At 67.0% G+C, this 21,207-nt stretch carries 24 protein-coding genes; 11 read left to right on the top strand and 13 right to left on the bottom strand.

Annotated elements, in window-relative coordinates; all coding sequences use genetic code 11:
- The first annotated feature begins 175 nt into the window (after positions 1–175).
- Complete coding sequence (locus tag HZ321_RS10595; protein WP_181702270.1) at positions 176–769, top strand: Uma2 family endonuclease; 594 nt, start codon at positions 176–178, stop codon at positions 767–769.
- Between the two features lie 9 nt (positions 770–778).
- Here the strand turns inward: HZ321_RS10595 and HZ321_RS10590 are convergent, their stop codons facing one another.
- The 8 genes from HZ321_RS10590 to purC all read right to left on the bottom strand — a co-directional run bounded on the left by HZ321_RS10590 (position 779) and on the right by purC (position 6,492).
- The gene (locus HZ321_RS10590; protein ID WP_181702269.1) at positions 779–2,188 is read right to left on the bottom strand and encodes a pyridoxal phosphate-dependent decarboxylase family protein; all 1,410 of its coding nucleotides are present in this window, start codon (positions 2,186–2,188) and stop codon (positions 779–781) included.
- A gap of 88 nt (positions 2,189–2,276) precedes the next feature.
- The gene (gene purQ / locus HZ321_RS10585) at positions 2,277–2,948 is read right to left on the bottom strand and encodes a phosphoribosylformylglycinamidine synthase subunit PurQ (RefSeq protein ID WP_181702268.1); all 672 of its coding nucleotides are present in this window, start codon (positions 2,946–2,948) and stop codon (positions 2,277–2,279) included.
- 109 nt (positions 2,949–3,057) lie between these two features.
- Positions 3,058–4,398 carry a flavin monoamine oxidase family protein gene (locus HZ321_RS10580; RefSeq protein WP_244635810.1) on the bottom strand — a complete coding sequence of 447 codons (1,341 nt, stop codon included), beginning with the start codon at positions 4,396–4,398 and terminating at the stop codon, positions 3,058–3,060.
- A gap of 145 nt (positions 4,399–4,543) precedes the next feature.
- Positions 4,544–4,663 (bottom strand): phosphoribosylformylglycinamidine synthase-associated small membrane protein, encoded by a 120-nt coding sequence (locus HZ321_RS21665; protein ID WP_194304010.1) that lies wholly within the window; start codon positions 4,661–4,663, stop codon positions 4,544–4,546.
- Between the two features lie 7 nt (positions 4,664–4,670).
- The gene (purS, locus tag HZ321_RS10575; RefSeq protein WP_181702266.1) at positions 4,671–4,913 is read right to left on the bottom strand and encodes a phosphoribosylformylglycinamidine synthase subunit PurS; all 243 of its coding nucleotides are present in this window, start codon (positions 4,911–4,913) and stop codon (positions 4,671–4,673) included.
- 20 nt (positions 4,914–4,933) lie between these two features.
- Complete coding sequence (locus HZ321_RS10570) at positions 4,934–5,356, bottom strand: type II toxin-antitoxin system VapC family toxin (RefSeq protein WP_181702265.1); 423 nt, start codon at positions 5,354–5,356, stop codon at positions 4,934–4,936.
- Positions 5,353–5,613 (bottom strand): hypothetical protein, encoded by a 261-nt coding sequence (locus HZ321_RS10565; RefSeq protein ID WP_181702264.1) that lies wholly within the window; start codon positions 5,611–5,613, stop codon positions 5,353–5,355. The genes HZ321_RS10570 and HZ321_RS10565 overlap by 4 nt, the downstream gene beginning before the upstream one ends.
- 81 nt (positions 5,614–5,694) lie before the next feature.
- The gene (purC, locus tag HZ321_RS10560) at positions 5,695–6,492 is read right to left on the bottom strand and encodes a phosphoribosylaminoimidazolesuccinocarboxamide synthase (protein WP_181702263.1); all 798 of its coding nucleotides are present in this window, start codon (positions 6,490–6,492) and stop codon (positions 5,695–5,697) included.
- 320 nt (positions 6,493–6,812) lie between these two features.
- On the opposite strand from purC, the gene HZ321_RS10555 reads away from it, so the two are divergent.
- Together HZ321_RS10555 and HZ321_RS10550 are read left to right on the top strand one after the other, a co-directional pair.
- Positions 6,813–7,136, top strand: coding sequence for a DUF1476 domain-containing protein (locus HZ321_RS10555; RefSeq protein ID WP_181702262.1), 324 nt, complete (start codon positions 6,813–6,815; stop codon positions 7,134–7,136).
- A 60-nt stretch (positions 7,137–7,196) separates the two neighbouring features.
- On the top strand, positions 7,197–7,958 hold the full coding sequence (locus HZ321_RS10550; protein WP_181702261.1) for an aldolase/citrate lyase family protein: 762 nt from the start codon (positions 7,197–7,199) through the stop codon (positions 7,956–7,958).
- Here the strand turns inward: HZ321_RS10550 and HZ321_RS10545 are convergent, their stop codons facing one another.
- On the bottom strand, positions 7,959–8,507 hold the full coding sequence (locus HZ321_RS10545; RefSeq protein ID WP_181702260.1) for an RBBP9/YdeN family alpha/beta hydrolase: 549 nt from the start codon (positions 8,505–8,507) through the stop codon (positions 7,959–7,961).
- A 234-nt stretch (positions 8,508–8,741) separates the two neighbouring features.
- Here HZ321_RS10545 and HZ321_RS10540 point away from each other — a divergent pair, with 234 nt between their 5' ends.
- Positions 8,742–9,977 (top strand): MFS transporter, encoded by a 1,236-nt coding sequence (locus tag HZ321_RS10540; protein ID WP_181702259.1) that lies wholly within the window; start codon positions 8,742–8,744, stop codon positions 9,975–9,977.
- On the opposite strand, the gene purB is transcribed toward HZ321_RS10540, so the two are convergent.
- From purB to HZ321_RS10520, 4 genes are all read right to left on the bottom strand, one after another.
- Positions 9,952–11,280 carry an adenylosuccinate lyase gene (gene purB / locus HZ321_RS10535; protein WP_181702258.1) on the bottom strand — a complete coding sequence of 443 codons (1,329 nt, stop codon included), beginning with the start codon at positions 11,278–11,280 and terminating at the stop codon, positions 9,952–9,954. The two genes, HZ321_RS10540 and purB, sit on opposite strands and share 26 nt — an antisense overlap.
- A gap of 65 nt (positions 11,281–11,345) precedes the next feature.
- Positions 11,346–11,900: a hypothetical protein gene (locus tag HZ321_RS10530; RefSeq protein WP_181702257.1), complete on the bottom strand. Its 555-nt coding sequence runs from the start codon at positions 11,898–11,900 to the stop codon at positions 11,346–11,348.
- Between the two features lie 108 nt (positions 11,901–12,008).
- The gene (locus HZ321_RS10525) at positions 12,009–13,037 is read right to left on the bottom strand and encodes a P1 family peptidase (protein WP_181702256.1); all 1,029 of its coding nucleotides are present in this window, start codon (positions 13,035–13,037) and stop codon (positions 12,009–12,011) included.
- A 114-nt stretch (positions 13,038–13,151) separates the two neighbouring features.
- Positions 13,152–13,700 carry a flavin reductase gene (locus tag HZ321_RS10520; protein WP_244635788.1) on the bottom strand — a complete coding sequence of 183 codons (549 nt, stop codon included), beginning with the start codon at positions 13,698–13,700 and terminating at the stop codon, positions 13,152–13,154.
- Positions 13,701–14,051: 351 nt separating this feature from the next.
- On the opposite strand from HZ321_RS10520, the gene HZ321_RS10515 reads away from it, so the two are divergent.
- From HZ321_RS10515 to HZ321_RS10485, 7 genes are all read left to right on the top strand, one after another.
- A complete protein-coding gene (locus tag HZ321_RS10515) occupies positions 14,052–14,969 on the top strand; it encodes a branched-chain amino acid ABC transporter permease (protein ID WP_181702255.1) in 918 nt (305 codons plus the stop codon).
- 4 nt (positions 14,970–14,973) lie between these two features.
- A complete protein-coding gene (gene livM, locus HZ321_RS10510) occupies positions 14,974–16,359 on the top strand; it encodes a high-affinity branched-chain amino acid ABC transporter permease LivM (RefSeq protein WP_181702254.1) in 1,386 nt (461 codons plus the stop codon).
- The gene (locus tag HZ321_RS10505; protein ID WP_181702253.1) at positions 16,359–17,231 is read left to right on the top strand and encodes an ABC transporter ATP-binding protein; all 873 of its coding nucleotides are present in this window, start codon (positions 16,359–16,361) and stop codon (positions 17,229–17,231) included. The genes livM and HZ321_RS10505 overlap by 1 nt, the downstream gene beginning before the upstream one ends.
- Positions 17,231–17,968 (top strand): ABC transporter ATP-binding protein, encoded by a 738-nt coding sequence (locus HZ321_RS10500; protein ID WP_181702252.1) that lies wholly within the window; start codon positions 17,231–17,233, stop codon positions 17,966–17,968. The genes HZ321_RS10505 and HZ321_RS10500 overlap by 1 nt, the downstream gene beginning before the upstream one ends.
- A 10-nt stretch (positions 17,969–17,978) precedes the next feature.
- The gene (locus HZ321_RS10495) at positions 17,979–18,326 is read left to right on the top strand and encodes a DUF6867 family protein (RefSeq protein ID WP_181702251.1); all 348 of its coding nucleotides are present in this window, start codon (positions 17,979–17,981) and stop codon (positions 18,324–18,326) included.
- 417 nt (positions 18,327–18,743) lie between these two features.
- Complete coding sequence (locus HZ321_RS10490) at positions 18,744–19,862, top strand: branched-chain amino acid ABC transporter substrate-binding protein (RefSeq protein WP_181702250.1); 1,119 nt, start codon at positions 18,744–18,746, stop codon at positions 19,860–19,862.
- Positions 19,863–20,040: 178 nt separating this feature from the next.
- Positions 20,041–21,126, top strand: a complete 1,086-nt coding sequence (locus HZ321_RS10485; RefSeq protein ID WP_181702249.1) for a branched-chain amino acid ABC transporter substrate-binding protein — start codon at positions 20,041–20,043, stop codon at positions 21,124–21,126.
- Positions 21,127–21,207: the final 81 nt, after the last annotated feature.

The following is a 21,207-nucleotide window of genomic DNA, read 5'->3' as shown; positions in this document are numbered from 1 at the left end:
GAGGCGGACGACGGCTTGGGGCAGGGGATAGAACGCCAGCCCGCCGAGCGCAAGAATGGAAGGTGACGGATGGCGGAAAAGCGGCGGAGAATGTGGTAGGTTGCGACCGTGAGTTCATTCCGGTCGAGTGGCGCAAGCTGAAGCGCCGGCCGACCGTTTGGAGTTCCGGGTCACGATGAGCACCGTCAAATCGAGCGGCCCGGTCGAGCAGCCGTGGTCCCTCGAAGAGTTCCTGGAGATCCTTCCCGAGATGCCCGACGGAGAGCGTTGGGAACTCATCGGCGGGCGAATCTACAAGATGATGGTGGGCGGCACCACGCGCCACCGCCGAATCGTGGCCAATGTCGCCTATCACCTGTCCGCTCAGTTGCGGCGGAGCGGGCGTTCCTGCGACGTTTACTCTGAAAGCACGCGTGTGCAGTCCGCGTCAGCCAGCTTCTTTCCCAATGTGGTCGTTACTTGCGAACCGCAGCAGGTCAACAGCACCGCGATCGAGAGTCCGACAGTCCTGGTGGAAGTGTTGTCCCGGACGACCAGGGAAAAGGACGAGACAACCAAGCTCGACGCCTATCGATCCATTCCATCCCTGGTGAACTACATTATCATCGACCAGACGCGGTTGCTTGTTCGGATCACGGAGCGGCAGTCGGATGGGACGTGGAGCTGGCGGACACTGGAGAGCCAGGAAGCAGGTTTCGACCTTGCCGCCATTGGGGCGTCGCTCACGCTTGCCGAGATCTACGAGCGGGTGTTCGAGGATGTCGGCTGAGGCCTCCGATTACAGCCGCGCGGCCACGTCCTTGATGGCCGTCCAGCTGTCCTCGATGTCCGCCCGGGTCGCGTCGAAGGAGCCGACCTGGATGCGGATGGCGATCCGGCCGTCCACCTTGGTCTGCGTGACGTAGGTTCGGCCGTCGTCGTTCACGGCGTTGACTAGGCGCATGTTCAGGTCGTCGAGATCGGCGGCCCCGGCGGGAGAGTATCGGAAGGTGAACAGCGACAGCATCGGCGGGGTCACGATCTCGAAATCGGGCGTCGCTGCGATCGTCTTGGCCAGTGCTTCAGCCCACGCGACGTGGTCGTGGATCATCCGGCGTAGGCCATCCAGACCGTAGGCGCGGAGCAGGAACCACAGCTTCAGCGCGCGGAACCGGCGGCCGAGTGGGACCGACCATTCGGAGTAGTTCACCACATCGGACTTGCCGTAGGTCTTCAGGTACTCCGGCCGGATGGCCAGCGTACGGACGAGGTCGGCCGGCTCGCGGACGAAGTGGGCGGAGCACTCGAAGGGCGCGCCGAGCCACTTGTGCGGGTTCATGACGATGCTGTCGGCGCCGTCGATTCCTGCCCACCACGCGCGGAACTCCGGGCAGATCATCGCCGAACCCGCCCAGGCGGCGTCGACGTGGACGAAGAGGGCGTGCTTCTTGGCGACCGCCACTACAGCGGCGATGTCGTCCGTCGAACCGACCCCCGTCGCGCCGACGCAGGCGATCACGCCCGCGGGCCGGTGGCCGGCTTCAAGGTCGGCGCGGATGGCGGCATCGAGGGCGGCTGGGTCCATGCCGCGGTTGGGGCCGGTGCCGGGGATCTTGACGAGGTTGTCCTGACCGATCCCGCTGATCCAGATCGCCTTGTCGATGGAGGTGTGCGTCTGGTCGGAAGCATAGACGCGCAGCCGGGGCTGCCCGACAAGGCCTTCCCGATTGCCGGCGAAGCCCAACGCCTTCTCGCGCATGGTCAGAACGGCCGCCAGCGTGGCGGTGGAAGCGCTGTCCTGCAGCACGCCGTCGAAACCGGCGGGCAGGCCCAGCGCATCGCGGAGCCAGCCGACGACCACGCGCTCCAGGTCGGTGGCCGCCGGCGAGGTCTGCCAGAGCATGCACTGGGCCGCGATGGCGGAGGCATAGATCTCGGCGACCACCGCCATGGGCGCGGCGTTGGCGGGGAAGTAGGCGAGGAAGCGCGGGTGCTGCCAGTGCGTCATGCCGGGGACGATCAGGCGCTCGAAGTCGCCGACGATGGTCTCCATCGGCTCGGCACTGTCGGGAGCGGCGGCAGGAAGTCGGCCGATCAGATCGCCCGGCGACACGGCGGGCCGCACCGGGCGGTCCCGCAGGGTGCGGCGATAGTCGACGCCCCAGCGCGCGGCGCGGACGGCGAAGGCTTCGAAGTCGTCTGAATTCATCGGATGCACGGCTCCCGCTCGCCCACGGCTGCCGCCGGGGACGCGCTGGAGATAGCCGGGTGGCGCGTCGGCCGCAATCCGTCGGTCGTCAGGCCGCGACGGACTCCACGACGCTCTGGAACAGGCCGCGGCCGTCCAATCCGCCATGCAGCTTCTCGATCAGGTTCTCAGGGTGCGGCATCATGCCGAGCACGTTTCCGCGTTCGTTGAGGATCCCGGCGATGTCGTTCAGCGAGCCGTTCGGGTTGGTCCCCTCGGCATAACGGAAGGCCACGCGACCGTCGCCCTCCAGCCGCGCGAGCGTCTCGGGGTCGGTGAAGTAGTTGCCGTCGTGGTGGGCGACCGGGCAGTCGATCACCTGGCCTTGCATGTAGGCGCGGGTGAAGTCGGTGTCGGCGTTGGCGACCTTCAGCTTCACCCGCTTGCAGACGAAGCGCAGGTTGGCGTTGCGCATCAGCACGCCCGGCAGCAGGCCGGCTTCGGTGAGGATCTGGAAGCCGTTGCAGACGCCGAGCACCCGGACGCCGGCTTCCGCCTTGCGGGCGACGTCGAGCATGGCCGGGGACCGGGCCGCGATGGCCCCGCAGCGGAGATAGTCGCCGTAGGAGAAGCCGCCCGGCAGCACGATCAGGTCGACGTCGGGGATGGTGGTGTCCTGGTGCCAGACCACCACGGGCGCGCGGCCAGTAACCTTGGTCAGCGCGGCGACGGCATCGCGGTCGCGGTTCGAACCGGGGAAGAGGACGACGGCCGAGCGCATGGGGGTCTCCGGGCGGTGAGGCTTATCTCGGCGCCTCAATGCCATGAAGCAGGCGGAAAAGTCCACCGAAAGGGGAGCCGTGGCCTTCGGTTTCCAGAGCTGGCGCGCCTCAACTGCCGAACAATGCCTTGACCTGGAGGACGCCCGATACCAACGCCCCGTGAACGGTCCCGGGGTGGCTGGTGCTGACATGCTCGCCGGCCAGGATGATCCGGTCGTCGAAGCGGGCGGCGAGTGCCGCTCGATCGTCCGCTCCGGTGGCCAGGCTCGGGTAGGAGTAGGACAGGCCGGCCAAGGGATCGCGCGTCCAGGCGTGGCGGCGCAGGCCGACAGGAGCGGGGACGGAGGTTCCGTAGAGCCCTTTCATGACCTCGTGGATCGCGGCCTCTGCGTCCGTGTCGGACATCGCCTCGACCTCTCGTGCGAAGCTCCCGGCGCAGAAGGATACGAGCACCGGCGCCTTGGCGACGCGGTTCATGTTGAGGAAATCGAACCAGCCGTCGCTTTCGGCCCCACGCTGGATGACGGTGCTGTCGTCCCAGAACACCTCGGGAAAGCGGACGAAGGTCTTGGCGAGCGCGCCTGCGCCGAGCCGCTCGATGGCGCCCGTGACCTCCGCCGGCAGGCCCGGCTCGAAGGCGATCGTGCCGGCCTTCAGCACGCCGAGGGGAACCGTGACGATCGCGTAGTCCGCCTCCACCGGGCCGGCGGAGGTCTCGATCACCAGGGAGGGACCGTCCTTGCGGATGCTGGTGACGGTCACGCCGAGGCGGATGTCGAGGCCGGCGGCGAGGTGCGTCGTGATGCCATCGAAACCGCCCGGCAGCATGACGTCGTATCCGCCGTAGGCCTCGTCGTCGCCGAGGCGGCAGGCCGAGAGGTCCGATGGGTCTGCCGCCCAGTCACCGCCGACGGCGTTGTAGAGCGCCAGTGCGGCGAGCGGGCCGGCCGCGGCGAAGAGCTCAGGGTCGGCGGCCTTCACCGCGTCGACGATTGATCCTGCGCCCTGGCAGGATGGATCGGCCACCAGGTCGTCGATCAGGCTCTCCAGGTCCATCAGGGCTGAATAGGCCTCGCCGTCGGCTTCGGCGCCGGTCGGCAGCCGAATCACGGCATCGTCGTCGTGGGTACGCTGCATCTTCAGCTTGGCGTTGCGGATCACCGGCACGATCGGGTTCTCGTCCGTGCCATGCAGCCAGGAGGCGCCAAGATCGGCGGGGCAGTCGGCCCAGGTGCGGTCGGTCACGATCCGGCCGCCGATCCGGTCGCGGGCTTCCAGGATCACCGGTTCGGCGCCGAACTCGCGCAAGGCGCGGGCCGCGGCGAGGCCGGCGATCCCGGCGCCGATGACGATCCCGCGGGCGCCCTGGGCGCGGGCCGGTCCGGTGACCGCCGTGGCAAGCAGGGCGGAGGCGAGGGCGAGAACGTCGCGGCGGGAGGGGCGGATCATCGACACGGGCAGCATCCTCTCGGGCAAGGCCCCTCGCTCGCCGGCGATCAGGGCCGGGGCGAGAGATCGGTGTGCGCCCGAGGGAGAGGCGGCTTCGGTCGCGGATGATGACACGCCGGGCCGAGAGAGCAAGGGTGCGGCGCGCTCACGGCATCAGGAAGAGCACGGCGAGCAGGGCTGCGACCAGCGGGATGCCGATGAAGACCGCCGCCTTGACGATCATGAAGCGGACGATGCGGGCGGTATCGTCTTCCGGGCCGGGCATGGCGGCCTCAGCCGAGGATGTCGATCGCGTAGTTCTCGATCACCGTGTTGGCGAGGAGCTTGTCGCACATGGCGGCGATCCGCTCGCGCGCCTTCGCCGGATCGGTATCGGCGAGATCGAGGTCGATCACCTTGCCCTGGCGGGCGGCATCGACGCCGTCGAAGCCGAGGCCCTTCAGCGCCCCTTCGATGGCCTTGCCCTGCGGATCCAGGACGCCGTTCTTCAGGGTGATGATGACGCGCGCTTTCATGGGGTGCTCCGGCCTCTCAGTCACGGGTCGCCGAGGACCGCGACCCCTTCCGTCCGCGCGGCGCGTAACATGGCGTCGTCGAGACTGGCAAGGACGGAGTTCGTCCGGACGGCGAGATCGACGTAGAGGGCGTCGTAGATCGTGAGGCGGTGGCGCACGGCAAGCGCAGTGATGCGGTGAAGGTCGGCTTCGGTGGGGGGTGGCTCGATGGTGGGGAGACACTGGAAGCAGCGGGCAAGGCTGTCCTGTCGGCTGGTATTCGAAATACGACCTTTCCGCTCGGCCATCAGAAGCGCGTTTGCGACCTCTGACGGCCATATAGATGGCACGAGGATCTCCAACTCTGGACGTCGGAGCAGTCTCTCGAAAACACCAACCAGGTCGGAGATCGTCTCACCGAGTGCGGATGCGACTACGATGGAACAGTCTGCCACCACCCTCATCCGTCGCGGTCCCGGTCCTCGCGGATCAGCGCGACAATCTCTTCGGTGGTCATCGGGTTAGGGTTGGACGCGCGCAAGCGTCTGAAACCCTCGACTGCCCGCCGTCGCGACGCCTGCACTTCAGCGGAAATCTCCACGGGGCGCACGTGTCCGACCACGCGGCCGTGCTGGAGGAGGGTGACTTCCTCACCGCGCTTCACATGCTCCAGGATCTCGTTCATGGCCTCGGGGGCCTCGATGCGGATGCCTTCGGTCATCGGACCTTCCTCGCCCGGGCGAAAAGAAAAACCCGCCGGAGCACTCCGGCGGGTTCAACATAGCAGAAACGGCCAGCCGGTTCACTTCACCAGCGTCGGACCACCGGTGCGGGCGGGGCCTTCCTCGTTGAGGATGCCGAGCCGGCGCGCCACTTCCGTGTAGCTTTCCAGAAGGCCGCCCATGTCCTTGCGGAAGCGGTCCTTGTCCAGGCGGTCGCCGGTGGAGATGTCCCACAGGCGGCAGTTGTCTGGGCTGATCTCGTCGGCGACGACGATGCGCATCATGTCGCCTTCCCAGAGCCTGCCGCATTCCATCTTGAAGTCGACGAGCTTGATGCCGACGCCGAGGAAGAGACCGGCGAGGAAGTCGTTGACACGGATGGCGAGCGCCATGATGTCGTCGATCTCCTGCGGGGTCGCCCAGCCGAAGGCGGTGATGTGCTCTTCGGAGACCATGGGATCGTTGAGCGCGTCGTTCTTGAAGTAGAACTCGATGATCGAGCGCGGCAGCTGCGTGCCTTCCTCGATGCCGAGGCGGGCCGACAACGATCCGGCAGCGACGTTGCGCACGACGACCTCGAGCGGGATGATCTCCACTTCACGGATCAACTGCTCGCGCATGTTGAGCCGCTTAATGAAGTGCGTCGGGATACCCATGTTGTTCAGATGGGTGAAGACGTACTCCGAGATACGATTGTTGAGCACGCCCTTGCCGTCGATGATCTCGTGCTTCTTCGCGTTGAACGCCGTGGCGTCGTCCTTGAAGTGCTGAATCAGCGTGCCGGGTTCAGGACCTTCGTAGAGGATCTTCGCCTTGCCCTCGTAGATGCGCCGTCGGCGGTTCATGGGGATGTACCGTGGTCTGTTGATGAAATCCATGTAGCCGGGTCACTCCGGGTCGATAGGGATGATGGTCGACGGCCGTTGCACGCCTCGGCTCAAGTGACGAAAGCGGGCGGATTGGGTCCGCCCGCTGACGCAGTGGCGCGGACACTACTCGATCGGCCCACCGATAACAATCCCGAACACGCATCGAACACCGCGTTTCCGCGGCCCAGCCATGCATCGGGTGCATGATGCAGCGTCCGCAGGGACGCATGAGCCTTTCTGCCACTCGGGCACCCGATTGATTTGGGGTAGGGTGGGCGATATGCAAGGCGCCGACCGATTTTCCTTCGTCGACGCGACGGGAGTTTGCCATGAGCTCGTTCAGTGACCGTGAAAAGGCCTTCGAAGAGGCCTTCGCCCATGATGAGGCCCTGAAATTCAAGGCCTATGCGCGGCGCAACAAGCTGCTCGGCCTGTGGGCGGCCGAAAAGTTGGGCCTCACCGGCGCCGCCGCCGAGGATTATGCCCGCACCGTCATCCGCTCGGACATCGAGGAAGCCGGCGAGGAGGACGTCTACCGCAAGATCAGCGCCGACCTTAACGAGAAGGGCGTCGTTCAGTCCGAGCACCAGATTCGGCGAACGATGAGCGAGCTGCTGGCGACGGCGATCCAGCAGGTGCAGACCGAGGGCTGACGATCCTGCCGGTCCGGTGGTTGTGACACACCGGTCCGCTCGAGGTGATGGAGTACGGCCGTGAGCATATCGATCGCCGAGCGGTTCGAGGCAGGCGAGAGCCTCCTGATGGGCTGGATCAGCCTGCCGGAACCGCTGGTGGCCGAGGCGGTGGTGCGGGCGGGGTTCGACACGCTGCTGATCGACATGCAGCACGGCCTGGTGGATCTGGCCTCGGCCTTCCGCATCGTTTCTGCCGTCCGCGCTGCTGGCGGCCGTTCCCTGGTGCGCATTCCCGTCGGTGAATTCGCGACGGCATCGAGGCTGCTGGACGCGGGCGCGGACGGCGTCGTCGCGCCGATGATCGAGACGGTCGAGGATGCGCGGGCGTTCGCGGCCTTCATGAAGTATCCGCCAGCCGGTTCCCGGTCGTGGGGACCAACCCGGGCGGTCCAGTTGGATCGGGTGACGCCGCAGCAGTACCGGGCCGAAGCGAACGGACGGACGATGGCCTTCGCCATGATCGAGACGCGGCGGGCGCTGGAGGAGATCGACGCCATCCTGGCCGAACCGGGCATCGACGGCGTTTTCGTGGGTCCGGCCGATCTTTCCATCGCCCTGTCCGGCGGCACGCTCGACACCGAAGCGCCGGCCGCGCAGGCCGCCATCGCGAAGGTCGCCGGGCGGGCCAAGGCCGCCGGCAAACCGGCCGGCATCTATGCGGGGACGCCCGCCGAGGCGCGGCGCCGGCTGGACGGCGGCTATCGATTCGCCACGCTGATGAGCGATCTCGGCTACATCACCGCCGGCGCGCTGGCAGCCATCGACGCGGCGAAGCCGTGATCAGATACGCTGCAGCAGGGTCGCAAACCGCGTGAGGCCTTCCGGCCACGGGCCGTGGCCGGACGCGGCGTTGATGTGACCCGCCTCTCCCGCATCGACCAGCAGCGATCCCCAGGCCGCGGCGAAGTCGTCCGCTGCGTCGAAGGCGCAGTAGGGATCGTTGCGGCTGGCGATCAGCATCGAGGGAAAAGGCAGGGGTTCTCGGGGCACGTCGCGGAAGGTCCGCGATACCTCGGGCGGCATGTCCTTGCGGGTGGTGTCCGGCGGCGCGACCAGGAAGGCGGCCCGCACGCGTCCCTCCAACTCGGGAGCGGCATGGGCCACTGTCATCACCCCGAGCGAATGGGCCACGATCACGACCGGACGGGTCGCCTGGCAGACGGCCTGCACCAGGCGCTCGACCCAGGTGGCCCGGTCGGGGTCGTCCCAATCACCGAGCGGCGCGCGACGGGCCGTGGGGAGCTGGCGCTCCCAGCGGCTCTGCCAATGGTCCGGGCCGGAATTGCCCAGGCCAGGTACGATGAGGATGTCGCATTCAGCAGTTTTCATGCCCGACACATCAGCAAGCGGCGCGGGCAAAGGCAAGTCCCCGCGCCGAGCGGTTTGCCGCGCCGGTTCGAGAGGGCGTCTCAGGTCGGTCCGGAGCGCGCGGACCGGCTTGCAGATCCTGGACGGCGCGCCGGACGCTGATTGGTCCGATCAATGAAATGAATTGGAGCGGACGGGGCTGGTCGGCCTATAGAGGTTCGCGCCGGTCGAGCCGGCCGAATCCTGGAGCCCGTCATGACCGCCGCCACCCTGGAAAGCCGCACCCGGTGGGGCGTCGTGATGCTCGGTTTCCTGGCAGGGACGGTCGGCATGTTCCAGACCGCGAAGATGAGCGTCGTGCTGGTGGACGTGCAGCGTGACATTGGCCTCGATCTGGTGGAGGCGAGCTGGACGACCACGGCGACGTCGCTGCTCGGCGCGATCCTGGGCGTGCAGGCGGGCCGGATCTGCGGCGAGTTCGGGCTGGTCCGGATGCTGATCGCCTCGCTGATCGTGTCGACCCTCGCGGCCGTGGTGACGGCGCTCGTCAGCGACCCCGCCATCTTCTTTGCGTCCCGAATCGTGGAGGGGCTGGGCTACCTCTTCATCTGCGCAGCCTCACCCGCGCTGATGGCGGCTGTCGCGGCGCCCCGCGACAAGGGCGTGGCGCTGTCGATCTGGGGCGCGTTCGTGCCCGTCAGCGTCTCGCTGATGTCGATCGCCGGCCCGCCGATCGACGCCGCCTACGGGTGGCGCGTGCTGTTCCTGGCAAGCGCCGCGGCCGTCGGCGTCACGGCTGTGCTGGTGATCCTCGCCGTCCGCGATCCGGAACCGTTTCCCCGGGCGGCGGCAGGCCGGATCGCGGCGATGGCGCGCGAAGCGCCCGGCCTGCACCTGCGCCTCTACCGGTCGCGACCGCTGATGGGACTGGCCATCGCCTTCCTCAGCTTCGCCGCCCTGCAGGTGGGCGTGATCGCGCTGCTGCCGACCTATCTGATCACCGGCGCGGGGTTGACGGCCGGCGAAGCTGGAACCGTCCTGTCGGCGATCACGCCGTTCGCGATCGCCGGAACCGTGGTGGCGGCGGTGCTGCAGAAACTGAGGGCGCCGGATCTGCCGTCGGCGTTTGTCGCTTTCGCCGCGATGGGGCTGACGTCGGCCGGACTGTTCCTGGTCGGGGGCGACATGGCCGCGTTGATCGGTATCGGGATGGCGCTGTTCACGGCCGGCGGCGTGGTGGCCTCGGTGATCTTCGCCAGCCTGTCCAAGCGCTCCGACAACGCCTCGGAGATGGCGCTCTATTCCGGACTGATCGTCCAGTTCGGCAACATGGGCGCCCTGACCGGCGCGCCCATCCTGGCCAGCGTGGCCGAGCGGTGGAGCTGGGCCGCCGCACCCACCGCCGTGGTCTCCATGGCGGCGCTCGGCATGGTCGGCGTGATCCTGGCGCGTGAGCAGCCGGCCGTCAGGCGCGGCCGAACACGCGGCTGAAGATCGTATCGACGTGCTTGGTGTGGTAGCCGAGGTCGAACTTGTCGCGGATCTCGGCCTCGGACAGCGCCGCCCGGACCTCGCCGTCCTTCAAAAGCTCGTCGAGGAAATCGACGCCCGCGCTGCCGGCCTGCTGGTAGCTGTCCCAGACCTTCATCGCGTTGCGCTGGACCAGGCGATAGGCGTCCTCGCGGGAGACGCCCTTCTGGGTGAGCGCGAGCAGGATGCGCTGGGAGTGAACGAGGCCGCCCAGGCGGTCCATGTTGGCGACCATCCGGTCGGGGTAGACCAGCAGCTTGTCGACGACGCCGGTGAGCCGGGCGAGCGCGAAGTCCAGCGTCACGGTGGCATCAGGGCCGATCATGCGCTCCACCGAGGAGTGCGATATGTCGCGTTCGTGCCAGAGCGCCACGTTCTCCATCGCCGGGAAGGCGTAGGCGCGGACCATGCGGGCAAGGCCGGTGAGGTTTTCCGTCAGCACAGGGTTGCGCTTGTGCGGCATCGCCGAGGAGCCCTTCTGGCCGGGCGAGAAATACTCTTCGGCCTCCAGAACCTCGGTGCGCTGCAGATGGCGGATCTCGATGGCGAGCCGCTCGACGGACGAGGCGACGACGCCGAGCACGGCGAAGTACATGGCGTGGCGGTCGCGCGGGATCACCTGCGTCGACACCGGCTCCACCTCCAGGCCGAGGGCCTTGGCGACGTGCTCCTCCACCCGCGGGTCGATGTTGGCGAAGGTGCCGACCGCGCCGGAAATGGCGCAGGTGGCGATCTCCTTGCGGGCATGGACGAGACGCTCGCGGCAGCGGGAGAACTCCGCATAGGCCTCGGCCATCTTCAGGCCGAAGGTCACCGGCTCGGCGTGGATGCCGTGGCTGCGGCCGATGCAGACGGTGTCCTTGTGCTCGAAGGCGCGGCGTTCGATGGCGGCGAGCAGGGCGTCGACGTCGCGCAGCAGCAGGTCCGTCGCGCGGACGAGCTGGACGTTGAAGCAGGTGTCGAGCACGTCGGAGGAGGTCATGCCCTGGTGGACGAAGCGGGCGTCCGGGCCGACGATCTCGGCGAGGTGGGTGAGGAAGGCGATCACGTCGTGCTTGGTGACGCGTTCGATCTCGTCGATGCGGTCCACGTCGAAGGTCGCGGCGCCGCCCTTTTCCCAGATGGTCCTGGCGGCTTCACGCGGGACGACGCCGAGGTCGGCGAGTGCATCGGTGGCGTGCGCCTCGATCTCGAACCAGATGCGGAACTTGGTCTCCTGGCTCCAGATGGCGGTCATCTCGGGGCGGGAGTAGCGCGGGATCATCGGCAGGCGCCTCGGCTTTCAGAGGGGAGAAGTCGGGCGCGGTGTAGCAGGAAGGGGCGGGCGCCTCAACCGGAGCGGCTGCCGGCGAGGTGCGCGAAGGCGGCGGCGCCGCCGATCAGCGGGACCACGCCCCACGGCATCAGCAGCGGGGCTCCAGAGGCGGCGAAGGTGTAGGCGACGCTGGCGGTGGCGAACACGAAGCCGACGACATACTGGAGCAGCGACATGCCCTCGTGGACGTTCTGGAAGTAGCTCGTGAAGGCCACGAAATAGATGGTCGCGATGCCGCCGGCCGTGCCGACCGACAGGGCGAGCAGCATGCCGGCGAAGCGGGCGGTGACGGGGCGCGCCGCGACGACGACGGCCGCGACGATCCAGGCTGCGAAGCCGCCGAGCGCGGAGCCGAGCGCGAAGGTGGAGATCAGTTCCATGCTGCGCGACCCGAACGCCATGTCGCGCGCGCCGATCCCGTGGATAGTGATCAGCGTGACCAGGGTCGCATGGACGAGACCGAAGGCGGCGGCATGCGCAAGGGCGCCGCGCGCCCGGACCAGCGATGTCGCGATCAGGCGATAGGTCCGGCTTGGCCGGTAGGGCTGGGAAGCAGTCTGGTCAACCATCGCGTCAATGTAGATGTGCGCCGTTTCCGGCCGCTTAATCCAATCGGCAGAATGCAAAAAGCATGTTCTGGCAAGTGACTGAGAGGACTGAACGAAGAATATGGCCGGCTAAAGGCTGCCGAAGCGTTCCGTCCAGGTGACGTAGGGATCGCGCGACGCGGGTCGGGCGGCATGGACGCCGCGGGCGATGGCGCGCGACAGCGTGGAGGCGGCGATAGCGCAGAGCACCAGCAAGTCGCGGTCCGGGTTGGCCAGCGGCCGGCGGCCTGTCGACAGCGCGAAGACGATGTCGCCATCGAAGGGCGTGTGGGCCGGCCAGACCGCGCGGGCGATGCCGTCGTGGGCGGCTACGGCCAGCCGGCGGGCTTGTGCCTTGGTCAGGGCGGCGTCCGTGGCCACTGCGCAGATGGTCGTCGCGGCCAACGGGTCGCCGGAGAATTTGGTGCGGACCGCGCAGGCCTCGGGCACGAAGATCGGCGGCCAACCAAGGCCGCCGAACTCGTCGCCGATCTCGAACGGCGCCGCCCAGAAATGGCCGGTGTCGCCGAGTGTGGCAGAGCCGACGGCATTGACCGCGGCGATCGCGCCGACGGTGGTTCCGTCGTCGAGCAGCGTGGAGGCCGAACCGAGGCCCCCCTTCAGGCCGGCGGTGTTGGCGCCGGTGCCGGCGCCGACCGAGCCGAGGCTGAAATCGCGTTCGACGGCGAGGAGCGCGCGGCGACCGAGGCCCTTGTAGGGCGGATCCACGGGGCGGCCGGGCTGGGCGGCGACCCAGGGCTTGTCGCCGCCGTTGAGGAGGTCGAACAGGATGGCGGTCGGCACGATCGGTACGCGCGCGACGCCGACGGAAAAGCCGCGGCCCGCTTCCGCGAGGGCGTTCATCACGCCGGAGCCGGCTTCAAGGCCGTAAGCCGATCCGCCGGACAGGACGACCGCGTCGACGCGCTCCACCGTCTGCTCGGGGGCAAGCAGGTCGGTCTCGCGCGTGCCCGGCGCGCCGCCCATCACCATGCAGGACGCGACGGCCGGCTCGTCGGCCAGCACCACCGAAACGCCGGTCTTGGCGAGTTCGTCCGTGGCGTTGCCGACGCGGATGCCGGGAACGTCGGTGATGAGGTTGAGCGGTCCGCTTCGCATGGGCACCGGGTCTGCGCGGTTGAGTCGGCGCCAACTATAGCGGAGCGCGGGCGCCGGTGTCGCGGCGGACGCCGGCAGTGGCGGCCGAACCCGGTCTGATCGGGGAAGCCCGGCTCAGGACTGGCCGTAGCGGCGGTCGTGATAGGTCAACACCGCGCCGGTCGGGTCGTCGGTGCGGATGCCGACCACCCGTCCGAACATCACCGTATGCGTGCCGACCTCGGCGACCTCGACGAGCAGGCAGTCCATGGTGCCGATGGCGCCTGCCAGCACGGGTGCGCCGGTGACCAGCGTGTCCCAGTGGCCTGCGGTGAAGCGCTCTGCCATGGAGAGTCCGGCTCGGCCGGCGAAGACGTCGGCGATCGCCTGGGTTCCGGCAGCCATCAGATTCACGGCAAAGCGACCGTTGGCCTTGAAGATCGGGTTCTGGCTGCTCTTGCGGTTGAGGCAGACGAGCACGGTCGGCGGATCGTCGGAGACGGACGCGAAGGCGGTGGCGGTGAAGCCGCAGCGGCCGGCCTCACCGTCCGTGGTAATCACATGGACCGCCGACGGGACCCGGGCGATGCAGTCGCGAAAGAGCTGGCCCGCAACGGCCGGCATCGCGCCGGAAAGTTCCTGATCGCCGCCGCCGATGGTGACCGCCCCCAATTCCTCAGACATCTTCAATCCTTCGACCCGGCCGATCGCTCACCGGCAAGGAGGGATGTAGCGGCCCTTCCGTGCTTTGGCAAAGCGCGGAAAACAGCCTATATCCGCGTTTTTCCGAATAGGCGACGGGCTTAACCGGGCATTCAACCGTATCTTTCTCCGCTCCTTGTTTAGACGTCAGCGAATCTTCCGGACATAAGCTGATTTGCCGAGCTTTTCCCCGTTTTCACTGGATACCCCTGCGATACCTGCGGAGTGAGTTGTGCTCCGCAAAATGGCCTGATATTGGAATCCTAACCGCGCTTAATTATTGCGATGCAAAAAACTAAATGCACGCACTGCGGTCGCAGGGGGTCAGTCGGTATGGAGATCTTCGTCCAGCAGCTGATCAACGGGATCACCCTCGGGTCGATCTACGGGTTGATCGCCATCGGCTATACGATGGTATTTGGCATCATCGGCATGGTTAACTTCTCCCATGGCGATGTATTTATGGTATCCGCCTTCTTTGCGTTGATCTTCTTCTTGGTCCTGACGCAATGGCTGGGCGTTTCGTCTGTGATCGTGGCGCTGATCATCGTGATGGTCATCTCGATGATCCTGACAGGCCTGCTGTCCTGGGCGATCGAGCGGATCGCCTACAGGCCGCTGCGGGGGTCCTTCCGCCTGGCGCCGCTGATCTCGGCGATCGGCATGTCGATCGTCCTGTCCAACTTCATCCAGGTGGCGCAGGGCCCGCGCAACAAGCCGACACCGCCGATGGTGCGCGACGTCTACACGCTCTGGGACGCCAACGGCTATGCGGTGACGCTGTCCCTGAAGCAGATCATCATCATCGCGGTGACGATCATCCTCCTGGCTGCCTTCTGGTACCTCGTCCAGAAGACGCCGCTCGGTCGCGCCCAACGCGCCTGCGAGCAGGACCGCAAGATGGCCGGCCTGCTCGGCATCAACGTCGACCGGACGATCTCGCTGACCTTCGTCATGGGCGCAGCGCTCGCCGCGGTCGCCGGAACGCTGTTCCTGATGTACTACGGCGTGGTGCATTTCGCCGACGGCTTCGCGCCGGGCATCATGGCGTTCACCGCGGCCGTGCTCGGGGGCATCGGCTCGCTGCCCGGAGCGGTTCTCGGCGGATTGCTGATCGGCCTGATCGAGACGCTGTGGGGCCAGTACGTGTCGGCCGACTACAAGAACGTCGCCGCGTTCTCGATCCTCGTGGTCGTTCTGATCTTCATGCCGCAAGGCATCCTGGGTCGTCCCGAAGTCGAGAAGGTCTGATCCCATGGCAGAATCCAGCAAAGCGGCGGCCGCAGGCCCCGACTTCGGCAAGGCTGCGAAGGACGCTCTCCTTTCCGGCATCATCGCCTTCGCGCTGTTCGGCCCGCTCGTCGGGCTGCGCACGGCGCAGAACATGAACAACGAGCTCGTCGTCCTGAACGAGCTCGGCAAGGCCCTCCTGATCACCGCCATCGTGGTGGCCGGACGCTTCCTGCTGTCGGCCTTCGTCTTCCCGGCGATCGCGTCCCGCGGCAAGAAGAGCAAGGCCATACTGACCCCGGAGGAAGTGGCCGCCGCCAGCGCGCGGACCCGCAACGTTTCCCGCGGGGCGCTGCTCTTCCTGCTGGTCTATCCCTTCCTGATGGTGCTCATCTTCGGGGTACAGGGCTCGATCAAGTGGGTAGACAACTTCGGCATCCAGATCCTGATCTACGTGATGCTGGGGTGGGGCCTCAACATCGTGATCGGCCTCGCCGGCCTGCTCGACCTCGGCTACGTCGCCTTCTACGCGGTCGGGGCCTATTCCTACGCGCTGCTGGCGATCAACTTCGACCTCAGCTTTTGGATCCTGCTGCCGCTCTCCGGCATCCTCGCCGCGTTCTGGGGCATGATCCTCGGCTTCCCGGTGCTGCGGCTCAGGGGCGACTATCTGGCCATTGTGACGCTGGCGTTCGGTGAAATCATCCGTCTGGTCCTGATCAACTGGAAGGACTTCTCCGGCGGCTCGGCGGGTATCTCGTCGATTCCCAAGGTGACGCTGTTCGGCATCAAGTTCGACGCCTCGCCCGAAGGCTTCGCGAAGATGTTCGACCTGCCGATGTCGTCGGCCTACTACAAGATCTTCCTCTACTACCTGATCCTGGCGCTGGCGCTGCTCACCGCCTACGTCACGCTCCGGCTGCGGCGCCTGCCGATCGGCCGGGCCTGGGAGGCGCTCCGCGAGGACGAGGTGGCGTGCCGGTCGCTCGGCATCAACACCACCAACACCAAGCTGACAGCGTTTGCCATCGGCGCCATGTTCGCCGGCTTCGCGGGCTCCTTCTTCGCGGCACGGCAGGGGTTCGTCTCGCCTGAATCCTTCGTGTTCATGGAATCGGCCGTCATCGTCGCCATCGTGGTGCTCGGCGGCATGGGCTCCATGGTGGGTGTCGCGATCGCCGCGGTGGTGATGATCGGCGGCACGGAGCTCCTGCGCGAACTATCCTTCCTGAAGGTGGTGTTCGGCAACGACTTCAATCCTGACCAGTTCCGCATGCTGATCTTCGGCCTGGCCATGGTGGCCACGATGATCGTCCGGCCGCGTGGCTTCGTCTCCGCGCGCCAGCCGACCGCCGTGCTCTTCGAGCGCAAGGCGATCTCCGGCGACCTCGTCAAGGAAGGCCACGGCTGATGAGCACGCAGAACCGCTGGGAGAATGATCCCATCCTCGAGGTCCAGCATCTCACCATGCGCTTCGGCGGCCTGGTGGCGGTGAACGACCTCACCTTCCGCGCCGGTCGCGGCGACGTCACGGCGCTGATCGGGCCGAACGGCGCCGGCAAGACCACCGTGTTCAACTGCATCACCGGCTTCTACAAGCCGACCACCGGCATGCTCCAGCTGAAGCACCGGGCGGGCGGCGAGTGGCTCCTGGAACGGATGCCGGACTTCAAGATCGCCCAGAAGGCGAGGGTGGCGCGCACCTTCCAGAACATCCGCCTGTTCTCCGGCATGACCGTGCTGGAGAACCTCCTCGTGGCGCAGCACAACCCGCTGATGATCGCGTCGGGCATGACCTTCCTCGGCGTGCTCGGCATCGGCGGCTATCGGGCCAAGGAGAAGGAGGCGATCGAACGGGCCAAGTACTGGCTCGACAAGACGCGCCTGATGGAGCGGGCCGACGATCCGGCCGGCGATCTTCCCTATGGCGCGCAGCGCCGTCTGGAGATCGCCCGGGCGATGTGCACCGAACCGGAACTGCTGTGCCTCGACGAACCGGCAGCGGGCCTCAATCCCCGCGAGTCCGCCGAACTCAACCAGCTCCTGCTCGGCATCCGCGAGACGGAGGGGACTTCGCTGCTGCTCATCGAGCATGACATGTCGGTGGTGATGGAGATCTCCGACCACGTGGTCGTGCTGGAATACGGCACCAAGATCTCCGACGGCACGCCGGCCGAAGTGAAGAGCGACCCGAAGGTCATCGCGGCCTATCTGGGCGTCGACGACGAGGAAGTGGAGACGGTGGAGCATCAACTCGACGTCCTGACCGGGGAGGCGAACTGATGACCGCCACCAACGGTTCGCCGCTGCTCGCCATCCGCGGCGTGAAGACCTACTACGGCAACATCATTGCGCTGAAGGGCGTGGACGTGGATGTCCATCCGGGCGAGATCGTCACGCTGATCGGCGCCAATGGTGCCGGCAAGTCCACCCTGATGATGACGGTGTTCGGCAGCCCGCAGGCGCGGGAAGGCCGGATCACCTACCAGGGCCAGGACATCACGCGGATGCCGCCGCACGAGATCGCCCGGCTGCGGATCGCGCAGAGCCCGGAAGGGCGACGGATCTTCCCGCGCATGACCGTGCTGGAAAACCTGCAGATGGGGGCGTCGCTGGACGGCCTCAAATACTTCGATGAGGACGCGGAGAAGATGTTCGTTCTCTTCCCGCGCCTGAAGGAGCGCCTGAACCAGCGCGGCGGCACGCTGTCCGGCGGCGAGCAGCAGATGCTCGCCATCGCCCGCGCGCTGATGGCCCGTCCCAAGCTGCTGATGCTGGACGAGCCGTCGCTGGGCCTGGCCCCGCTGATCGTGAAGCAGATCTTCGACGCGATCCGCGAGCTGAACCGCACGCAGGGGCTCACCGTGTTCCTGGTGGAACAGAACGCCTACCACGCGCTGAAGCTCGCGCATCGGGCCTATGTGATGGTCAACGGCGTGATCACGATGACCGGGTCGGGCCGCGAACTGCTGGAGAACCCCGAGGTGCGCGCCGCGTACCTCGAGGGTGGCCGGCACTGAGGAGGGCGGGATGCAGGGCATTCTCTACGAAGAACACAGCATCGTCCTCTTCGCGCTGATCACCGTTCTGATCGGCGGATGGGCGGCGTGGATGACCGGACGGGCCTGCGCCAAGACCTGGCGGGGCGGGCTCATCCTGTTCATCTACATCCTGTTCCTGGGGATGGCGGTGCGGTTCATCCACTTCGCGGTGTTCGGCGGGACGCTGCTTTCGCTGCACTACTACATCGTCGATACGGTGATCCTGGAGATCATCGCCTTCGTCGGTTTCCGCTACACCCGGACGCGGCAGATGGTGCGCCAGTACTTCTGGCTCTACGAGCAGTCGGGGCCTATATCGTGGCGTTCGAAAGGTTAACTGAAAGCTGTTTCAGATTTGTCTGAATCCGGGTGACAACGCTGAAAAGATGGGCGAAATTCTCCACGCGGCGCGTCATCAGGAGTTCGCGACCCGAGGTTCCGGCCAACCTCGGGGACCACAAGGGAGAGGTCTCATGATCGGCGGTCGGTTGCGGGCTTTCCGCCGGATGAGCCGGAAACCGCCCGGCACCCACGACCGTCGTACCGCTCAGCGCGGTTGCCGTTACCATCATTTCCGCGTGCCTGCCGGCAAGCCCTTCGGTGGATCCATGGGGCAGCGGGACATGATGCTAAAGGGGAGCTTATCCCGAGCGTTGGTTCGGGAAGCGACCTAGTAAAACGCCTTCCGGCCTGTGGCTTGGTCCGGATGGCGCTACCCAGCAGTCAAGTCACGGACACAGATGGGAGCACAAGAATGAAGAAGCATCTTCTGACAGGGGCGGTCTTCGCGGCGAGTGTTCTGTTCGCCGGTTCCGCATTCGCCGATATCAAGATCGGCGTCGCGGGTCCGCTGACCGGTCCGAACGCAGCGTTCGGTGCACAGCTCCAGAAGGGCGCCGAGCAGGCGGTTGCGGACATCAATGCCGCCGGCGGCATCAACGGCGAGCAGCTGGTGATCTCGCTCGGCGACGACGTCTCCGATCCCAAGCAGGGCGTGTCGGTCGCCAACAAGTTCGTTGGTGACGGCGTGCAGTACGTGGTCGGCCACTTCAACTCGGGCGTCTCGATCCCGGCCTCGGAAGTCTATGCCGAGAACGGCATCTTCCAGATCACCCCGGCCTCGACCAACCCGAACTTCACCGAGCGCGGCCTGTGGAACACCTTCCGCACCTGCGGTCGCGACGACCAGCAGGGCGCGGTCGCCGGCAAGTACATCGCCGACAACTTCAAGGACGTTCCGGTCGCGATCGTCCACGACAAGACCCCCTACGGCCAGGGCCTTGCCGACGAGACCAAGAAGGCCGCCAACGGCCTCGGCATCACCGAAGCCGTCTACGAAGGCATCAACGTCGGTGACAAGGACTTCTCCGCCCTCATCTCCAAGCTGAAGGCTGCGAACGTCGGCGTCATCTACTACGGCGGCCTGCACACCGAAGCCGGCCTCATCGTCCGCCAGGCGGCCGACCAGGGCCTCAAGGCCGTCCTGATGTCCGGCGACGGCATCACCTCCGACGAGTTCGCCTCGATCGGTGGCCCGGCCGTCGAAGGCACCCTGATGACCTTCCCGCCCGACCCGCGTGCGAACCCGAACTCCAAGGACATCGTGGAGAAGTTCCGCACCGCCGGCTTCGAGCCGGAGGCCTACACCCTCTACTCCTACGCTGCGGTTCAGATCATCGCTGCCGGCATCAAGGCCGCCGGCGAGAACGATCCGCAGAAGGTGGCCGAGGCGCTGAAGGGCGGCGCGGTGACCGAGACGGCCGTCGGCCCGCTCGGCTACGACGAGAAGGGTGACATCACCCGTCCGGACTACACCATGTACGTCTGGAAGAAGAACGACGCGGGCAAGATCACCTACATCCAGATGCAGTGATCCGGTCGGCCCTTTGAGGGCTGACTTACCGATCAGGCCCGTCCCGGGAGACCGGGGCGGGCCTTTCCGCGCGACGGAGCGGGCGACCGCTAACCATGGCTCCAGTCCCGCCGCGACTCCGATTTGATTCCGCCGCCATCCATGAAACAGTGAAACCGGTTTCTTCCGCGAAATTGCCATGCGATCCTTCATCCTCATCCCGATCCTGACCGCGCTGACTTCGCCTGCCTCGGCAGACGTGGTGATCGGCGTTGCGGGTCCGATGAGCGGCATCTTCGCGCCGGTCGGGTCCGAGATCCTCGCCGGCGTGACGCAGGCGGTCGATGTGCTGAACGCGGCCGGCGGCGTGGGCGGGCAGAGCGTCGTGGTCGAAGTGGTCGACGACAAGTGCGAGGCGAAGACCGGGGAAGCCGTGGCGAACCAGCTCGTCGGCAAGGGGGCGGTGCTGGTGGTCGGGCACGCCTGCGCCGCGGCGGCGATCCCGGCCGGAAAGGTCTATTCACAGGCCGGCATCGTCTTCATCAGTCCGGCGACGACCAACCCGCGCTTCACGGACGAGCGGATCGGGCCGGGCGTCTTCCGGCTCGCGGCCCGTGCCGACGAGCAGCCAAAGGCGATCGCCGCGCATCTTCTCAAGGCCTTCGCCGGCGGCCGGGTGGGCTTTGCCAGCGACGGCAGCGTCTACGGGCGCCAGATCACCGACGGCGCCCGGGAGGCCTTCGAGGCCGGCGGCGGGACGACGATCCTCAACGAGACCTTCACCCCCGGCGAGAAGAGCCAGGTGAACCTGACCGGCAAGGTGCAGGACGCCGCGCTCGATGTGCTCGTGGTGGGGGCAGGGGCTGCGGACGGCGCCGTGGTGGCGACGGAGATGGCCAACCGGGGGCTCTCGACGCGGCTGATCGGCGGGGATGCGCTGGGGCTGGAGGAGTTCCGCGATATCGCCGGTCCTGCGGCAACGGGCGTGATCTTCGCGCTGCCGACCGACTACCGCCGCGAGCCGGCCGCGGCGGACGCGGTCGCCGCGTTCCGGGCCGCCGGCTCGGAGGCGGCCGGCTTCACGCTGCCGGCCTATGCCGCGGTGGAGGTGTGGGCGGCCGCGGCGGCAGGGGGCGGCGGCTTCGAAACCGTTGCCGCAGCGATCGCGGAGGGCGCCTTCCCCACGGTGATCGGGCCTGTCTCCTTCGACGACAAGGGCGACCTGGAGGGGCTGAACTTCACGCTCCAGGCATGGCAGGATGGCGGCTTCGAGCCGGTTCCCTGAGCGCTCTCCCGTACTATCGGCCACCCTCGGAATCCGGCGCGGCGGTGCTATAACGGCGGCAACGAACGGCCAACCCCGCAG

It is taken from the genome of Chthonobacter albigriseus (assembly GCF_013839445.1).
GTDB lineage: Bacteria > Pseudomonadota > Alphaproteobacteria > Rhizobiales > Pleomorphomonadaceae > Chthonobacter > Chthonobacter albigriseus.
This window is presented reverse-complemented; position numbering and strand designations above follow the sequence as displayed.

What these genes read in the sequence shown, in the direction of transcription:
- HZ321_RS10595 (WP_181702270.1), top strand. Translation starts at nt 176, where the DNA reads ATGAGCACCGTCAAATCGAGCGGCCCGGTCGAGCAGCCGTGGTCCCTC.
- HZ321_RS10590 (WP_181702269.1), bottom strand. Translation starts at nt 2,188, where the DNA reads ATGAATTCAGACGACTTCGAAGCCTTCGCCGTCCGCGCCGCGCGCTGG.
- purQ (WP_181702268.1), bottom strand. Translation starts at nt 2,948, where the DNA reads ATGCGCTCGGCCGTCGTCCTCTTCCCCGGTTCGAACCGCGACCGCGAT.
- HZ321_RS10580 (WP_244635810.1), bottom strand. Translation starts at nt 4,398, where the DNA reads ATGATCCGCCCCTCCCGCCGCGACGTTCTCGCCCTCGCCTCCGCCCTG.
- HZ321_RS21665 (WP_194304010.1), bottom strand. Translation starts at nt 4,663, where the DNA reads ATGCCCGGCCCGGAAGACGATACCGCCCGCATCGTCCGCTTCATGATC.
- purS (WP_181702266.1), bottom strand. Translation starts at nt 4,913, where the DNA reads ATGAAAGCGCGCGTCATCATCACCCTGAAGAACGGCGTCCTGGATCCG.
- HZ321_RS10570 (WP_181702265.1), bottom strand. Translation starts at nt 5,356, where the DNA reads ATGAGGGTGGTGGCAGACTGTTCCATCGTAGTCGCATCCGCACTCGGT.
- HZ321_RS10565 (WP_181702264.1), bottom strand. Translation starts at nt 5,613, where the DNA reads ATGACCGAAGGCATCCGCATCGAGGCCCCCGAGGCCATGAACGAGATC.
- purC (WP_181702263.1), bottom strand. Translation starts at nt 6,492, where the DNA reads ATGGATTTCATCAACAGACCACGGTACATCCCCATGAACCGCCGACGG.
- HZ321_RS10555 (WP_181702262.1), top strand. Translation starts at nt 6,813, where the DNA reads ATGAGCTCGTTCAGTGACCGTGAAAAGGCCTTCGAAGAGGCCTTCGCC.
- HZ321_RS10545 (WP_181702260.1), bottom strand. Translation starts at nt 8,507, where the DNA reads ATGAAAACTGCTGAATGCGACATCCTCATCGTACCTGGCCTGGGCAAT.
- HZ321_RS10540 (WP_181702259.1), top strand. Translation starts at nt 8,742, where the DNA reads ATGACCGCCGCCACCCTGGAAAGCCGCACCCGGTGGGGCGTCGTGATG.
- purB (WP_181702258.1), bottom strand. Translation starts at nt 11,280, where the DNA reads ATGATCCCGCGCTACTCCCGCCCCGAGATGACCGCCATCTGGAGCCAG.
- HZ321_RS10530 (WP_181702257.1), bottom strand. Translation starts at nt 11,900, where the DNA reads ATGGTTGACCAGACTGCTTCCCAGCCCTACCGGCCAAGCCGGACCTAT.
- HZ321_RS10525 (WP_181702256.1), bottom strand. Translation starts at nt 13,037, where the DNA reads ATGCGAAGCGGACCGCTCAACCTCATCACCGACGTTCCCGGCATCCGC.
- HZ321_RS10520 (WP_244635788.1), bottom strand. Translation starts at nt 13,700, where the DNA reads ATGTCTGAGGAATTGGGGGCGGTCACCATCGGCGGCGGCGATCAGGAA.
- HZ321_RS10515 (WP_181702255.1), top strand. Translation starts at nt 14,052, where the DNA reads ATGGAGATCTTCGTCCAGCAGCTGATCAACGGGATCACCCTCGGGTCG.
- livM (WP_181702254.1), top strand. Translation starts at nt 14,974, where the DNA reads ATGGCAGAATCCAGCAAAGCGGCGGCCGCAGGCCCCGACTTCGGCAAG.
- HZ321_RS10505 (WP_181702253.1), top strand. Translation starts at nt 16,359, where the DNA reads ATGAGCACGCAGAACCGCTGGGAGAATGATCCCATCCTCGAGGTCCAG.
- HZ321_RS10500 (WP_181702252.1), top strand. Translation starts at nt 17,231, where the DNA reads ATGACCGCCACCAACGGTTCGCCGCTGCTCGCCATCCGCGGCGTGAAG.
- HZ321_RS10495 (WP_181702251.1), top strand. Translation starts at nt 17,979, where the DNA reads ATGCAGGGCATTCTCTACGAAGAACACAGCATCGTCCTCTTCGCGCTG.
- HZ321_RS10490 (WP_181702250.1), top strand. Translation starts at nt 18,744, where the DNA reads ATGAAGAAGCATCTTCTGACAGGGGCGGTCTTCGCGGCGAGTGTTCTG.
- HZ321_RS10485 (WP_181702249.1), top strand. Translation starts at nt 20,041, where the DNA reads ATGCGATCCTTCATCCTCATCCCGATCCTGACCGCGCTGACTTCGCCT.